We start from the raw sequence: 14,082 nt of genomic DNA, 5'->3' as shown, positions 1-14,082 counted from the left end.
TGATCCTTGTTTCCCTGGAACAGGAGTGCCCATGCCGCAGATCACCGTCGACTACTCGACCACGATGGCGTCCGCCTTCGACCGGACGGGGTTCGCGCGGGCCCTGCACACCTCGGTCGTCGAGATCGCGGCCGCCAAGCCGGAAGCCTGCAAGACCCTGTTCCGCCCGGCCGAGTTCACGGCGTTCGGCTACGACGACCCCGAGGAGCGGGGGCACGCGATCGTCCACGTCACGCTGGGGCTCCTGGCCGGCCGCACCGACGAGACGAAGACGAAGCTGACCGAGGCCGTACTGGAGCTGCTGCGCGAGCATGTGGCACAGGACGGTTTCGCGCTGCACGCCTCCGCCGAGGTGCGCGACCTCGACCCGTCGTACCGCAAGTACGAGAGCTAGGACAGGTCCCGGGAGCCTCGGGCGGTCTCAGGAGGCGAGGGCGATGAGCCGGGTGACCAGGTCGCCGAACGGCCCGTCGGCCGGCTCGCCGCCGAGCACCGGGCGCAGCAGTGTGCGCAGGTCGTCGTCGTAGGCCGCGCTGACGGCCGTCAGCGCGGCGAAGTCCTGCACCAGCTGGACCTCAAGCTCCTCGCGCGGGATGCGCCGCCCGTCCAGCCAGATCAGCGCGGTCGACTCGGCGAGCGAGATCCAGGAGCGGACGATCAGCTCCAGGCGCGGGGGTGCGTCGGTGATGCCCAGGTGCGACAGGATCTGCTCGTAGGCGTTCTGGCGTACGGCGTCGATGAGGGCGTTCGTGGTCGAGGAGCCGACCGCCGGGCCGCCGCGCATGAGGGCGGAGAAACCCGGGCCGTGCGCGTCGACGAAGTCGAAGTAGCGGCGCATCACGCGGAGCAGCCGGGAGCCGAGCGGTCCTTCGTGCGGCTCGGCGAACCGGCCCGCCAGATCCTCCGAGGCCCGCTTCAACGCGGCCTCGTACAGGCTGAGTTTGCCGGGGAAGTAGTGGTAGACGAGGGGGCGCGAGATGCCCGCGGCCGCGGCTATCTCGTCGATGGAGACCTCGTCGGGCGAGCGCTGGGCGAACAGTTCGAGGGCGACGCCGATCAACTGCTGCCGACGCTCCTCGACTCCCATTCTGCGACGAACCCCGGTAGTCATGCGAACACCTTACCGATCGGTTCCGGCCCAGAATGGACCGGACCGGCACAGACGTTCACCTGATCCGTCACTTATCCGGCTATTTGTCCGGTCACATGTCAGTCAACTTTCGTTTCACCTTTCGCTTCGTTTTTCACGTCATGTGCCGAGTCATGTGAGCCGAGCAGTGTGCAGGAGCGGGTGCCGGGTCACATGTCCAGCACCAGTCGTTCGCTGCGCGCCCGCGAGACACAGATCAGCATCGAGTCGCCGCGCTCCGCGTCGGTGAGCAGCTCGTCCCGGTGCTCCACCTCGCCCGCCAGCACCCGCTGTTGGCAGGTCCCGCAGAAACCCTGCTCGCACGAGTAGAGGGTGTTCGGCAGTGCGGCGCGGACGGCGGCCAGTACGGTCGAGTCGGCCGCGACCGTCACCACCCGCCCGGTGCGCCTGAGTTCGACCTCGAAGGGGTCGCCGTCGCGGACGGTACGCGCCGTGAACCGCTCGAGGCGGACGTGCGGCACCCGCTCCTCCACCGCCGCCATGAGCCCCTCCGGGCCGCAGCAGTAGACGACCGCCCCCTCGGGCAGGTCCATGAGCAGCGCGTCGAGATCGGGCCGCCCGTCCACCACCGTCACCCGGTCGCGGTCCTCCCCGCCGAGCTTCTCGATCTCCTCCAGGAACGGCATCGAAGCCCGTGTCCGACCGGCGTAGAGCAGCCGCCACTCGGCGCCTTCGGCGAGGGCCCGCAGCATGGGCAGGATCGGCGTGATGCCGATGCCCCCGGCGACGAAGACGTACGAGGGCGCCTCGACGAGCGGGAAACGGTTCCGGGGCCCCCGCACCTCGACCTCCGTCCCCTCCCGCAGCTGCTCGTGCACCTCGCGCGAGCCGCCCCGCCCGTCCGTGACGAGCCGGGTGGCGACGGTGTAGGACGAGGTGTCCTCCGGGTCCCCGCACAGCGAGTACTGCCGTATCAGTCCCGAGGGCAGCACCAGGTCGAGGTGCGCCCCCGGCTCCCAGCGTGGCAACTCGCGGCCCTCGAGCCGCAGTTGGACGACCCCCTCGGCGACCTCCTGCCGTGCGGCGACCAGCAGCCGCAGTGCCCGTGACCGGGGCCGGCCGGAGACCGGTTCCGCCAGCGCGGGCATCGGCCACAGCGGCGAGACCTGGATCCGGCGGCGCAGCGCCCGCCGGACGAACAGTGCCGCGCCCGCGACGGCCACGGCGGTCAGCGGCTTCGGCGTCACGACGCCCCCTCCTCCGCGGCGAGCGCGGCCAGCGCGGCGGGGGAGGAGGCGAGATAGGCGACCGCCTGCTCGGTGGAGCCCTCCTGCGAGGGGTGGTACGCACGGCTCAGATAGCGCGGGACCGACCTCAGCAGGTCGCCGGTCGCGGGCAGCGTGCCCCGTCTGCCGCGGACGTAGAAGTCCTTGAAGGAGGCGCGGCCGTCGGTCAGGGTCGGGTCGTTCTCCATGAAGAAGCGGGTCCCGCGCTGCCACAGGAACACCAGCGCCGCGAACGCCGTCGCCCAGGTCCGCACCCGCCGCCGGTAGCCGCCGTCGACGTGTGTGAAGAGGTCGAAGGCGACGGAGCGGTGCTCGACCTCCTCGGCCCCGTGCCAGCGCAGCAGGTCCAGCATGGTCGGGTCGGCGCCCCGCCGGTCGAGCTCCCCGGCGTTCAGCACCCAGTCGCCGAGGAACGCGGTGTAGTGCTCGATGGCGGCGATCAGCGCCACCCGCTCCATCAGCCACCAGCGCCGGGCCCGGCCGGGCGGCAGGATCCGGTCACCGAGGAGCTTCTCGAAGAACCAGTCGACCTGCGCGGTGTACGGCGTCGGGTCGAGCCCCTGCTCCCGCAGATGCGGCAGCACCTCGTCGTGGGCCTGGGAGTGCATCGCCTCCTGCCCGATGAACCCGATGACGTCCTCGCGCAGCCGCTCGTCCCGGATGTACGGCAGCACCTGCCGGTAGACGTGCACGAACCAGCGCTCACCGGCCGGCAGCAGCAGATGCAGCACGTTGATGGTGTGCGTGGCGAACGGGTCCCCCGGTACCCAGTGCAGCGGGGTGCCCTCCCAGGAGAAGGACACCTTGCGTGCCTTGAGCGTGACACGCTCGTCCGGCCGCCCCTCGGGCTTGTTAGACATGGTGTCAATGTACTGACGGGTAGGGCGGGGGTGAACCCCTGTGCGACAACTCGCCCGCACGACTTGGCTCACCCGACCCGGCCACCCGGCTCGCCCGACCGATGTGCCCGCCGATGTGTCAGCGCAGTCCGCTGATCGACCGCCCGTCCTTCAGCCTGCCCTCCAGGCCGGCCTGCGCGCCCTGCTTCGTCGGCACCGCCAGCAGGTTGCCCTGCCCGGACCCGGTCACCCCGCCCGTCGCCCGGACGGACGCCGTCGCCTTGTCGCCGGCCGCGAGGAGGTACCAGTCGCCGCCCTTCGACTTCCACAGCACCCCGGCCAGCACATGCGGATCGCGCGGCCCGCACGCCGGTACGTCCCCGGCCTTCGCCACGGCCGCCCCGAAGAGCCCGCCCGGCGTGTGGAACTGGGCCAGCACCCTGCTTCCGTCGCCCCGCCAGGTCTCGGCCCGGGTGCACACCCAGGTCGCCGCTCCGCTCGCGTCGGGCAGCTGCTGCCGGGTGTAGCCCCAGGCGTTGACCGTCCGTACGCCCTGTCCGCGGGCGTCGGCCAGCGAGCAGGCGAACGGCGCCCAGGTCCGCAGCGCCGCCGCGCCGCTCGCCTCCTTGGGCGCGGCCGGGCGCCCCGCGGTGAGACGGGCGGGAACGAGCTCGCCCAGGTCGCTGAGCAGCTGGGTGCCGGAGGCGTCCGTCAGCTGGAGCACGTTCCATGTCGTGCACGTGCCGGTGTGGGTGGCCGGGCTGGCCAGCGGCGAGGTGATCCCGTCGGTCAGCGTCAGGTCCATCACCCCGGCGCCCGGCTTCGACAGGTCGCGCTCGCCGGCCTTCGTCACCCAGGGCGCCGTCAGATAGCGCACGTTGCCGTCCGCCCGGCCCAGCACCAGCGCGCCCGCCTCGGCGCCGGTCGCGCCGTCGACCCGCGCGAAGTCGAGGGCCGCCCCGGCGGTGCCGTCCTTCGGCTCGGCGTAGCGGGCGATGCGCAGACCGTCGTAGAGGATCACCACGCGCGCGTTGTCGACCTCGCCCGCGTAGAGGAGCTGGGGCGGTCCGGCGGGGCCGCCGAACGGGGTGTCCGGGGTGGCGGAGACGTGCACGGCCTTCCCGGGACGGGCCCAGACGGCGAGGGCGCGGCGCAGCAGCGCGCTGTCGCGGATGAGGGGGCCGCGCGCGGGCCAGACGGAGAAGTCGGTGCGCGCGGAGGTCTTCCAGGCGGCGGGGGACACCTTCACCAGCCGCCCGGGGTCGAGGGCGGCCTCGGCGGCCGGGTTCTGCGCGTACGGCGGGGCGGCCGCGCCGTCGGGTCCCCAGCCGCCGCCGGGCAGCGCGACCAGGGCGCCGCACACCGCGAGCGCGGCCGCGGCGGCCAGCGCGGCCCTGGTGTGCCGGCGGCGGCGCATCAGATCGGTGGGCCGGGCCTGGAGCAAGCAGGCGTCGAACTCGGGGGAGTCGAGCAGGGCGTACTGGGCGGCCGGGACCTGGTCGGCCTCACGCAGCGCCGCCGTCACCTCGGCGTCCGCGACGCCGGACCCGGTCAGCACCTCGCGGACGTCGCCGTCGGGGAGCCGCTCCAGACCGCGCAGCACGTAGGCGGCCCGGGCCGGGCCCGACAGGGTGGCCAGGCGCTGGTCCAGGGCGAGCTCGTCGGCGCCGCCGGAGCGGGGGAAGAGCCGCAGCCCCCACACCTGGGGGAGCAGCGGCGGGAGCTGCGCGCGCTTGGGCCGGGCCCGGAGCCGCAGCGGCAGCCCCGCCTCCAGTGCCGTGCGCACCACCTGGAGGCGGATGTAGGCGTACCCGGGGTCGCCGTCCCGGCCGTCTCCCGCGCCCCCGTTCTGGGCCGGGATGACGGGGGTCGAGGCGCTGCCGCGGGGCAGGGCGCGCTGGGCGAGGGCGTGGGCGGTCAGGACGCGCCGGCTGCGGCCGAGGCCGGGGGGCAGCACCAGATAGGCGAGCCGGACGAGCCGCGGGTAGTGCTCGACGAGCGCGGCCTCGGCCTGCTCGACGTCGACGGACCGGTCGGCGGAGGATCCGGGTGCGGGGCGCGGGGCGACATCCTGTGACTGCACGCCCAGCAGAACGAGCGAAACGGTGGATGGTCACCCCGGGCGGGTCAGTCCTCCCGGAGCGCCCTCGCGTAGTTGGCCATCGACCGCTGGTAGCGCGGCAGATGGGGGGCCAGGGCGCCGAGCACCAGGGACAGGCCCTCGCGGTCGCGGCCGAGGCTCGACAGGCACAGGGCCAGACAGGCGCGTACGGCGTCGTCCAACTCGTCGGAGGGGGCGTCCAGTTCGGGGGTCAGCAGCTTGACGCCCTCTTCCGCCTGGCCGATGTTGCGGAGGGAGCTGGAGAGTTGGATCTTGGCTCGTCTGCCCTTGTAGCCGCTCTCCTCGCTCAGCCCGCGCGCGAGCGCGTCCCGGTACAGCGGGGCGGCCCGGTCCGAGTGGCCGGTCGAGTCCCAGGCGCAGGCCCGCTCGAACAGGCCCAGCGGACTGTCTTCGGGGAGTTCGGCGACCAGCTTGTCGATCACGGCCCGGAACTCCGCCGCCCGCTCCTCCGGATACTCGTCGAAGCCGGCCCAGGCGGCGGTCACGCGATCTTCCCAGTCTTGGTTCACCGGCACACTCTCGCACGGGTGTCCCCACCGGGCCCGGGTATTTTGAGCGCACCGCGCGTGAGAGCCGTATCCAGTGCGAGGCTCTTGCAGGGAGGAACGGATGATGATGACCCGACCGATGCTCGCGGTGGCCGCCGCCGCGGCGGCGCTGGTGCTGACGGGCTGTGGTTCCGACGGGGCCGAGGAGACCGTCCCGGTGACGGCGACCGGCAGCCTGGAGCACCTGGCCGCCGAGGTGAAGTGCACGCCCGACATGCAGACCGACGCCGACGAACTCCGCCAGGCCCTCTGCAAGAACGCCGACGGCAAGTTCATCCTGCTGACCTTCGCCACCGACCGCGGTCAGCGCGAGTGGATCAACGGGGCCAAGGACTACGGCGGCCACTACCTGGTCGGCCGCAAGTGGATCGCCGTGGGTGAGGAGACCAGCACCGTGACGGCGCTGCGGAAGACCCTCGGCGGTGACATCGAGGAGGGCACGGACCACTCCGCGCATGTGTCGGGCGAGCCCTCCGAAAGCGCTTCGCACTCCGGTCACTGACCCGATCGGATCCCGCGCACACAGCGCGTCCCGCGCACGCGGAGAACACGAGAAGGCCGGCGGTGAGGAATCCTCACCGCCGGCCTTCTCAGTCGGCTTTACCGGGCGGCCCGCTCAGCGGGTCACTTGCACTTCTTGCCGGTGTTGATGCAGTTGACCATCTTGTTCATCAGGTTCGTGGAGAAGAAGTTGATGAAGTCGTTGTGGTCGGTGATCGGCTTGTGCAGGTTCTCCGGGAAGCTGTCCACCGCGTAGGGCTGCACGACGGTCCCGTTCTGGAGCTTCGGGGCCGGAACGTTGTAGACGAGCCGGACCTGGAGCTGGGGGATCGCCTTGAAGCCGTTGGCGCAGGTGCCGTCGGCCTGGGCGAAGGCCACGTGCGTGCGGTGGTTGGCGCTGTCGATGTTCTGACCGTCCCAGCAGCTCTGGAAGTTGGTCGTCCGCACCACCTGGCTGCCCTGCGGGCAGATCGGGTACTGCGCCTCCAGCTGCACCTTGTTCTCGAAGCCGGTGCAGCTCCAGTTCACGTTCGCGTTGGCGTTGCCGTTGACGAAGGCCTTCGCGTCACCGGTGATGATGCGCAGGGCCGTCGGCATCGCGACGACCTTGCCCTTCTTGTTGCCGACGAACTTGATCTGCGCCTGGGCGGGCTGGAGGATCTTGCCGACGTTGCCTTCCTTGCCACCGCCGTCGTTGTTCTGGTCGAAGTCCTGCGAGCCGTCCTGGACACGCAGTACCGGCCAGAAGTACGAGGACTTGTCGCCCTGGTTCTGGCAGCTGGTGCCGGCTCCCGCCAGCTCCTGGTCGCTCGCGAACGCGTCGTTGTTCTGGTTGCCGACGTAGTCGTGCAGGTGGTGCGCGCCGTTGGTGACACCGGGGGCGACGATCACGTTGTCCGTGTTGTGGTTGTCGTTCCCGTTGGTGCCGCAGCTCGAGGTGAAGGTGCCCCGGGAACCGCTGTTGCCGTTGACGGCGGCACCGTTCGCGCCCACGCCCAGCTGTGCGTTGGCCTGGGCCTTCGTGATGTCCACGAAGTCCGCGGCGACCGGGCCGTTGCCGCCCTGGCCGTTCTGCGCCTGACCGGCGTTGCCGTTGTTCTGCTGGCCGCCGTTGTTCTGGCCACCGTTGTTCTGGCCACCGTTGTTCTGGTTGCCATTGTTGTTCTGGCCGTTGTTGTTGTTCTGCTGGCCGTTGCCCGCCTGGCCGGCGTTGGTGTTCGCCGCCTGCGTGGTGCAGGCCGCCAACTGGCTCAGCGAGCTGTTGAACTGGCCACCGGAGCGCTGGATGTTGATGCGGATCCGGTCGATCGTGGCGGCGCGCTTCTCCTTGAGGGGGCCGGTGATCGCGTTCTGCACGAAGCTGGCGTCGTTCGTCTGGGCCTGACGCGTGGAGGCGAGCCGGGTGTAGGCCTCGGTGATCTGCTTGTCGAGGTTGGCCAGCTCGGTCGCGACGCCCTGTTTCGCCCCGTTGGGTACGTTCGTCAGCTTCTGCCCCACATCCGGGCAGGAGATGGTGGCGACCTGGGCGGCCGCCGTGGCGGCCTTGGTCGAGTTCTGGCCCGAGTTCGACTCGTGCGCCGAAGCGTAGAAGTTCGCCCAGATCAGCCCGCCCCCGCCGAGCGCTAGGGCCGCCGATGCTGCCACGGCCTTCGTGGCCATCGACGAACGGCGTTTACGTATGTTGCGTCCCATGGAACTCCTCTGACTTCCTTGCGGGGCAGCATCGAGGCGCCCGACAGGAGTGAAGCTGAAGCTGCCCCCTCCTTTACGCACCTCGCCTCACAGGTGTTCAGCCCGCTCAGAAATTGATGAGAGCTCCGTACGACAAAACAACCCCAACACCCTCACAAAACTCAGCAGTTGGCTGGGTCAGCGATCCCGGTCCAGATAGGCCAGCACCGCCAGCACCCTGCGGTTGTCGTCGTCCGAGACCTCCAAACCCAGCTTCACGAAAATGTTCGCGGTGTGTTTGGCGACCGCTCGCTCGGTGACGACCAGTTTGCCCGCGATCGCCGCGTTCGACCGGCCTTGCGCCATCAGCTCCATCACCTCCCGCTCGCGCGGAGTGAGCCGGTCCACCGGCCCCTGCCCGTCACCCGAGCGCCGGGCCAGCAGCTGCTGGATCACCTGCGGGTCCATCGCCGTGCCACCGGCCGCGACCCGCCGTACGGCGTCCACGAACTGCTCCGCGTCGAACACCCGGTCCTTCAGCAGATAGCCGATCCCGCCGGTGCCGTCGGCGAGCAGCTCGCGCGCGTACAGCTGCTCGACGTGCTGGGAGAGGACGAGCACCGGCAGCCCGGGCCTTCTGCGGCGGGCCTGGAGCGCGCACTGGAGGCCCTCGTCCGTGTGCGTGGGCGGGAGCCGGACGTCGACCACGGCGACGTCCGGCTCCAGTTCGGCGAGCGCCCGCTCCAGTTCGGGCCCGCTCTCGACGGCGGCGGCGATCTCGAAGTCGTAGGCCTCCAGCAGCCGGACGAGACCGTCCCGCAGCAGGAAGAGGTCCTCGGCTAGGACAACACGCAAGGGATCTCCATGGTCACCATGGTGGGACCGCCGGCAGGGGAGCTGACGGCCAGGACGCCGTCGAATGTACCCAGTCGCCGCTCGACGCCGGCGAGGCCCGAGCCGGCCCCGATCGCCGCGCCGCCGGTGCCGTCGTCGGTGACCGAGATCCGCAGCCGGCCCGCCCCGTGATGGAGGTCGACCCAGATCCGGCCGGCGCCGGAGTGCTTGACCGCGTTGGTGAGCAGCTCGCTCACCGCGAAGTAGGCCGCCGACTCCACGGGCGCGTCCACCCGGCCGCCCTCGAGCTCGACGCTCACCTCGGTGGTGACCGGCAGCCGCAGCGCCAACGCCCGTACGGCGTCGCCGAGTCCACGCTCGGCCAGCACCGGCGGGTGGATGCCGCGCACCAGGTCGCGCAGCTCGGAGAGCGCCTCGGCGGACGACTGGCGGGCCTGCGCGAGCAGTGCCTTGGCCTTCTCCGGATCCTTGTCGACGAGCATCTCGACGGTGCCGAGGTCCATGCCCATCGCCACCAGCCGGGCCTGGGCGCCGTCGTGCAGATCCCGCTCGATGCGACGCAGTTCGGCGGCCGAGGTGTCCACGGCGTCCCGCCGGGTCTCCGTCAACACCCGTACCCGCTCGGCCAGTTCGGCCTGGCTCGGGGTGAGCATGGCCTTGGTGAGGAGGAAGTGGACCTGGTGGACGCGCACGGCGTACCGGTGGGCGACGACGAGGAGGACGGCGCCCAGGGCGGCGGCGCCGAACGCGGACGTCCGGTCGGTGACCGGCACGAAGCCGTACCAGTACGCGACGCCGGGCGTCTCGACGTACACCCGCCACAGCCCGGCCGGCAGCGCCAGCCCCTCGATCGGATAGAAGACCAGGACGGCCGGCAGCAGGGCGGTCAGGAACCCGGCCGGGATGTCCACCAGGAGCCACAGCAGGTCCCGCCAGGTCGCCGGGTCGCGCAGCAGCGCGTAGGTGCGCCTGAACGGGTTGACGGTCTCGGGGGCAGGCCGGTACGCCGACGGGATGTGCACCCCGCCCCACCGCTCGGCGAGCGCCCGCCGCCGCTCGGCGTAGGCGCGTACCCCCTTCACCACGTAGGGCGTGGTGAGGGCCCCGACCCCGATCGGTATCAGGGCCATGGACACGAGGGAGAGGCAGAAGCCCAGGATGCTCAGCGGCAGCGACCCGACGGCCAGCGCGAGCCCCCGCCCGGCGGCGAGCACCATCCCGCGCGCCCTCGAACCGCCTTCGCCACTCTTCGTGTTGGTGTTCATGCCGTCAGTCTGGCCGAGGCGCGGACCGGCGGTCACTGGCCCGACGCCCCCGGTCAGAGGGTGGTGCCAGGTACACCTCCGGGGCCCGGCCCGCCGGTGCCCGCCGCGAGCACCTTCGCCTCCACCTCCGGGTCCAGGCCCTTGCGGGTACGGTCCGGACGCTGCGGCGCCGTACCGCCGATCGACCTCAGCCAGCCCCAGGTGGCGGCGACGGTCTCCTCGACGGGACGGCAGGACAGCCCCGCCGCCACCGCCCGTGAGACGTCGGCCGCGTGCAGGGCGTCGTGCATGTCGGTGCCCGGCGGCACCCACACGGGCAGCTCGGTCCACGGCTCGATGCCCGCGTCGAGGATGATCTCCGGTGCCGTCCACCGCAGTTCGGCGTCCGAGCCGGTGGCTCGCACGCACGCCTCCAGCAGCTCGCCCATGGTCGCGTGTCCCTGCGGGCTCATCAGGTTGTACGGCCCGCTCAGCTCTTGCTCGACCGCGCCGAGGATCCACTCGGCGAGATCGCGGACGTCCACGTACTGCAAGGGCAGCTCGCGCGGGCCGGGCGCGAGGACCGGGCCGCCGCGGGCGATCCGGGTCAGCCACCAGGGCAGCCGTCCGACGTTCTCGTACGGGCCGAGGATCAGCCCGGCCCGTACGAGGACGGAAGTCTCCGCGCCGAAGGCGTCGACGACGGCCAGCTCGCCGCCGCGCTTGTCCCGGGCGTAGTCGCTCTGTTCGGCGTCGGACTCGGCGCCCTCGACGACGGGCGCGTCCTCGGCGTACCCGGCGGGCGGGGCCCAGGCGTACACCGAGCAGCTCGACACGTACACATACCGGCGGGCGCGGCCCCGCAGCAGCCGCGCCGCCTCCTGCACCGCGCGGGGCGCCGCCGACCAGGTGTCGACGACGGCGTCCCAGTCGCCCTCGGCCAGGGCGTCGAGACCGCCGGGCGCGGTGCGGTCACCGGTCAGCGACCGGGTACCGGGGACGGCGGTGTGCCGCCCCCGGTTGAAGACCGTCACGTCCCAGCCGCGCCCGAGGGCCGCCTCGACGACGGCCCGTCCCACGAACTCCGTACCACCCAGCACCAGAAGTCTCATACCGGTGACTGTGCCCGGTCCGGACGCGGCCGGGAACCGTGCTCTGCCGTCGGCAGACCGAGTGGATCAGTGGCCGGTCGGCGGGGTGTACTTGTAGCCGACCCGGCGCACCGTCTGGATCGACTGGCGGTGCTGCACGCCCAGCTTGCGGCGCAGCCGGGCGATGTGGACGTCGACCGTGCGGCCGTCGCCCACGTGCCCGTAGCCCCACACCGTGGTGACGAGCTGGTCGCGGGTGTGCACCCGGTTCGGGTGCGCGACCAGGTGCGCGAGCAGCTCGAACTCCAGGTAGGTGAGGTCGAGTTCCTGCCCGTCCACGGCGGCCGTGCGCTGCACGGGGTCGATCCGCACGAGCGGGCGCCCGGCGCCCTCGGCCTCGACGGCCTCGTCGGCCGACGGCCGGTCCGGCACCGCCACCGGCAGGAACGGCGGCTGCTGGTCGGCCGGGACGAGCACCAGGTAGCCGACCATCGGCGGCTGGCCCGGCAGGGTGGGCAGGGTGTGCGGGGGAGCGGGCAGCCAGGTCGCGCCCGGCGGCAGGAAGTCGGCGACGTCGACCACCTCGTCCCGGTCGACGGCCCGCAGTCGGTGGCGGGCGGTGCCGTTCGGGGTGGTGGCGGTGAGGCTGGGAGCGGAGGAGAGAGAACGAGTGTTCGCCATGAGAGGTCAGCTCTTTCGCGCGAGAAGTTCGTCGGGGAGGACGACGGCCGCGATTCGTGGTCGGGCTCGTCGAGGACGTACGTCGTGCGCGCTGGCCGAAGGCCGGGGTGTACGGCTTTAGAGGGCCGGCGCGTTCATCGCGCGGCAACACACCCGGTCGAAATCATGGTGCTGGCGGGAAGGCCAGAAGGGCTCGAGGTCGTGCCGACCCGTCGCGGTGCACTTCTGGAAGCTGGCCATGGCCCCATTGAAGCAGACACCCGCCCGTAACAGGAGCCTCCTCTCACTGCTTGGACGATTCCTGGCGCGAAGTCGGCGTCAGTCGACCACTCGCGCCGTCCTGAGGAGCTTGCGGACGGCGGCCCGTAGCACGTCGTCCGGATGCGCGGCGTCGCCGTACATGAGGTCCTTCACGGCCCGCCGCGGTGTCTCGGCCCCGCGGCGCAGCGGGTCCACGGCGAAGCGGGGGAGGAGCCCCATCTCCGTGAGCGTCACCACCGGGTGGGGCGGGCCCGGGTAGAACCGCTTCCACTCGAGCGCCTCCCGGGCCAGGGGTTCCACGGTGTCCTCGGTCCTGCCGGTGATGCGCCAGACGGCCAGTGCGGCCGCGGCCCGGGTGCCGGACGGAGTACGGGGTGCGAGAAGCGGCTCGACGAACGGCAGCAGCGGTGCGGCGGCGGCACCGAGCCGGCCCGCGAGGGTCGTCGCCCAGGAGGAGGTCGAGGTGCTCAGTTCCCGGCGGAGGACGGACAGCGCCGGCTCGGGGTCCGCCGCGACCGGCCAGAGCGCCACCGCGGCTTCCGCCGAGACCGAGGAGTGGACGCCCTCCCTCACGCAGATCCGCAACGCCCGCTCGCCCACCTCACCCGCGGCGCGCCCCAGCCCCGCCAGCACCGTGACCGCGACGGACGGGTAGCCGGTGCCGTGGCGGGTCAGCAGCCCGGCGAGCTCCTCGACGACGTCCGCCGCCACCTCGGGGTAGCGCGTCAACACCTTGACCAGCTCCGAGTGACCGTCCCCCAACTGCCGGGCCACCGCCCGCGCCACGGGCGCCGCAGCGGTCCCGAACTCGTCGGTCACCGCCTTGACGACGCGGACGGTGTCGTACGCACCGGGCGCCTCCCCGATCAGCCGCAGCGCCTCCTCGACCGCCACCGTCACCGGCACGCGCGCGCGTGCCAGCGCGGTGACCGCCCCGGCCCGCACCGCCGGGCTGTCGTCGGCGAGGTACGGCAGCACCCGCTCCCGCACGCGCGCGTGCAACTCCGGCGGCAGCGCGCAGGTCAGCTGCGCCAGCCGGTACAGCTGCCAGGCCTCGCCCTCCGTCTCGAGCAGTGCCCACGGGAGCACATCGACCTCGCGGTCCCGCCAGTGCTCGGTGATCGCGAAAGCGAGCGGCATCCCCTGGGCGAGCGCCCGCAGCGCGGCCCCGGGGTCCTCCAGCAGCCGTTCGGTGAACGGCTGGTAGTGCCCGGGCCACAGGGAGGTCTCCGGTTCCTCGGGCTGCTCCGCCGCGGCGGTGTACGCCCGCGCGCCGGCGTCCACCAGCGGGTGCGGCAGGGGCAGTTCGGTCGTGCGCAGCAGGTCCTCGGCGGCGGCGAGCGCGACCCGGGGCTCGGGGTCGGCCAGCAGACCGTGCCGCCAGGCTCCGTCGCCCGGCTCCAGCAGTCCGAGCGCCGTCACGACCCGGGCGCGCACCAGCGAGTCGGTCTCCTCGGCGAGCCGGTCCCGCAGCACGGGAGTCGGCGCCGGGTCGGACTCCCGGCCGCACGCGGCGATCAGCAGCACCGTCGCCTCGCGTACGCCCGGGTCGGCGTCGTGCGCGAAGGGGATCAGGGACGGCATCGCCCCCGCCACGGCCCGCCGGGCCCACCGCTGCTCGTCCCGGTGTCCGGCCCAGTTCGCGAGGTTCGCCAGCAGCCTGAGCAGTTCGGCCCGGGGGCCGGCCCCGTGCAGGGTGAGCCGGATCAGATGCGGCACCGCGGGCGCTGTGGGGATCTCCTCCCGGAAACACAGAGAGGAATGCAGCCGGTCCATCGCCCGCTCGCGCACGGCCTCGTCCGCGGACTCCAGCGCCCGCAGCAGTCCGGGTACGTCCCCCGTAGGGCCGTATGCGCGTTCGAGGTTCGCCCGGTCTCTCTCCGTCCCCATGGG

The 14,082-nt window shown here is 72.2% G+C and carries 13 protein-coding genes; 2 read left to right on the top strand and 11 right to left on the bottom strand.

Annotated features, from left to right (window positions below; genetic code table 11):
* Positions 1–31 precede the first annotated feature (31 nt).
* A complete protein-coding gene (locus tag G9272_RS13745; RefSeq protein WP_171396849.1) occupies positions 32–394 on the top strand; it encodes a 5-carboxymethyl-2-hydroxymuconate Delta-isomerase in 363 nt (120 codons plus the stop codon).
* Positions 395–421: 27 nt separating this feature from the next.
* Here the strand turns inward: G9272_RS13745 and G9272_RS13740 are convergent, their stop codons facing one another.
* From G9272_RS13740 to G9272_RS13720, 5 genes are all read right to left on the bottom strand, one after another.
* The gene (locus G9272_RS13740; protein WP_171396848.1) at positions 422–1,111 is read right to left on the bottom strand and encodes a TetR/AcrR family transcriptional regulator; all 690 of its coding nucleotides are present in this window, start codon (positions 1,109–1,111) and stop codon (positions 422–424) included.
* A 188-nt stretch (positions 1,112–1,299) separates the two neighbouring features.
* Positions 1,300–2,337: a PDR/VanB family oxidoreductase gene (locus tag G9272_RS13735; RefSeq protein WP_171396847.1), complete on the bottom strand. Its 1,038-nt coding sequence runs from the start codon at positions 2,335–2,337 to the stop codon at positions 1,300–1,302.
* Positions 2,334–3,236 (bottom strand): metal-dependent hydrolase, encoded by a 903-nt coding sequence (locus tag G9272_RS13730; protein WP_171396846.1) that lies wholly within the window; start codon positions 3,234–3,236, stop codon positions 2,334–2,336. Before G9272_RS13730 ends, G9272_RS13735 begins: the two co-directional genes overlap by 4 nt.
* A gap of 118 nt (positions 3,237–3,354) precedes the next feature.
* On the bottom strand, positions 3,355–5,298 hold the full coding sequence (locus G9272_RS13725) for a hypothetical protein (protein ID WP_171396845.1): 1,944 nt from the start codon (positions 5,296–5,298) through the stop codon (positions 3,355–3,357).
* Positions 5,299–5,342: 44 nt separating this feature from the next.
* A complete protein-coding gene (locus tag G9272_RS13720; RefSeq protein WP_171396844.1) occupies positions 5,343–5,846 on the bottom strand; it encodes a tetratricopeptide repeat protein in 504 nt (167 codons plus the stop codon).
* Between the two features lie 100 nt (positions 5,847–5,946).
* Here G9272_RS13720 and G9272_RS13715 point away from each other — a divergent pair, with 100 nt between their 5' ends.
* Positions 5,947–6,387 carry a hypothetical protein gene (locus G9272_RS13715; RefSeq protein ID WP_171396843.1) on the top strand — a complete coding sequence of 147 codons (441 nt, stop codon included), beginning with the start codon at positions 5,947–5,949 and terminating at the stop codon, positions 6,385–6,387.
* Between the two features lie 122 nt (positions 6,388–6,509).
* Here the strand turns inward: G9272_RS13715 and G9272_RS13710 are convergent, their stop codons facing one another.
* From G9272_RS13710 to G9272_RS13685, 6 genes are all read right to left on the bottom strand, one after another.
* The gene (locus tag G9272_RS13710) at positions 6,510–8,078 is read right to left on the bottom strand and encodes a DUF1996 domain-containing protein (protein ID WP_171396842.1); all 1,569 of its coding nucleotides are present in this window, start codon (positions 8,076–8,078) and stop codon (positions 6,510–6,512) included.
* Between the two features lie 177 nt (positions 8,079–8,255).
* Complete coding sequence (locus tag G9272_RS13705; protein ID WP_171396841.1) at positions 8,256–8,912, bottom strand: LuxR C-terminal-related transcriptional regulator; 657 nt, start codon at positions 8,910–8,912, stop codon at positions 8,256–8,258.
* Positions 8,897–10,177 (bottom strand): sensor histidine kinase, encoded by a 1,281-nt coding sequence (locus G9272_RS13700; RefSeq protein ID WP_171396840.1) that lies wholly within the window; start codon positions 10,175–10,177, stop codon positions 8,897–8,899. The genes G9272_RS13705 and G9272_RS13700 overlap by 16 nt, the downstream gene beginning before the upstream one ends.
* Positions 10,178–10,230: 53 nt before the next feature.
* A complete protein-coding gene (locus tag G9272_RS13695; protein ID WP_171396839.1) occupies positions 10,231–11,268 on the bottom strand; it encodes an NAD-dependent epimerase/dehydratase family protein in 1,038 nt (345 codons plus the stop codon).
* A 66-nt stretch (positions 11,269–11,334) separates the two neighbouring features.
* Positions 11,335–11,928, bottom strand: a complete 594-nt coding sequence (locus tag G9272_RS13690; RefSeq protein ID WP_171396838.1) for a winged helix-turn-helix domain-containing protein — start codon at positions 11,926–11,928, stop codon at positions 11,335–11,337.
* A 318-nt stretch (positions 11,929–12,246) separates the two neighbouring features.
* Positions 12,247–14,079, bottom strand: a complete 1,833-nt coding sequence (locus G9272_RS13685; RefSeq protein WP_171396837.1) for a HEAT repeat domain-containing protein — start codon at positions 14,077–14,079, stop codon at positions 12,247–12,249.
* Positions 14,080–14,082 lie beyond the last annotated feature (3 nt).

It is taken from the genome of Streptomyces asoensis (assembly GCF_013085465.1).
GTDB classification, from domain to species: domain Bacteria; phylum Actinomycetota; class Actinomycetes; order Streptomycetales; family Streptomycetaceae; genus Streptomyces; species Streptomyces cacaoi_A.
This window is presented reverse-complemented; position numbering and strand designations above follow the sequence as displayed.

Excerpts from the sequence above, each read along its gene's own strand:
- G9272_RS13690 (WP_171396838.1), bottom strand. The coding sequence starts at position 11,928 with ATGGCGAACACTCGTTCTCTCTCCTCCGCTCCCAGCCTCACCGCCACC.
- G9272_RS13730 (WP_171396846.1), bottom strand. The coding sequence starts at position 3,236 with ATGTCTAACAAGCCCGAGGGGCGGCCGGACGAGCGTGTCACGCTCAAG.
- G9272_RS13695 (WP_171396839.1), bottom strand. The coding sequence starts at position 11,268 with ATGAGACTTCTGGTGCTGGGTGGTACGGAGTTCGTGGGACGGGCCGTC.
- G9272_RS13685 (WP_171396837.1), bottom strand. The coding sequence starts at position 14,079 with ATGGGGACGGAGAGAGACCGGGCGAACCTCGAACGCGCATACGGCCCT.
- G9272_RS13700 (WP_171396840.1), bottom strand. The coding sequence starts at position 10,177 with ATGAACACCAACACGAAGAGTGGCGAAGGCGGTTCGAGGGCGCGCGGG.
- G9272_RS13740 (WP_171396848.1), bottom strand. The coding sequence starts at position 1,111 with ATGACTACCGGGGTTCGTCGCAGAATGGGAGTCGAGGAGCGTCGGCAG.
- G9272_RS13715 (WP_171396843.1), top strand. The coding sequence starts at position 5,947 with ATGATGATGACCCGACCGATGCTCGCGGTGGCCGCCGCCGCGGCGGCG.
- G9272_RS13710 (WP_171396842.1), bottom strand. The coding sequence starts at position 8,078 with ATGGGACGCAACATACGTAAACGCCGTTCGTCGATGGCCACGAAGGCC.
- G9272_RS13745 (WP_171396849.1), top strand. The coding sequence starts at position 32 with ATGCCGCAGATCACCGTCGACTACTCGACCACGATGGCGTCCGCCTTC.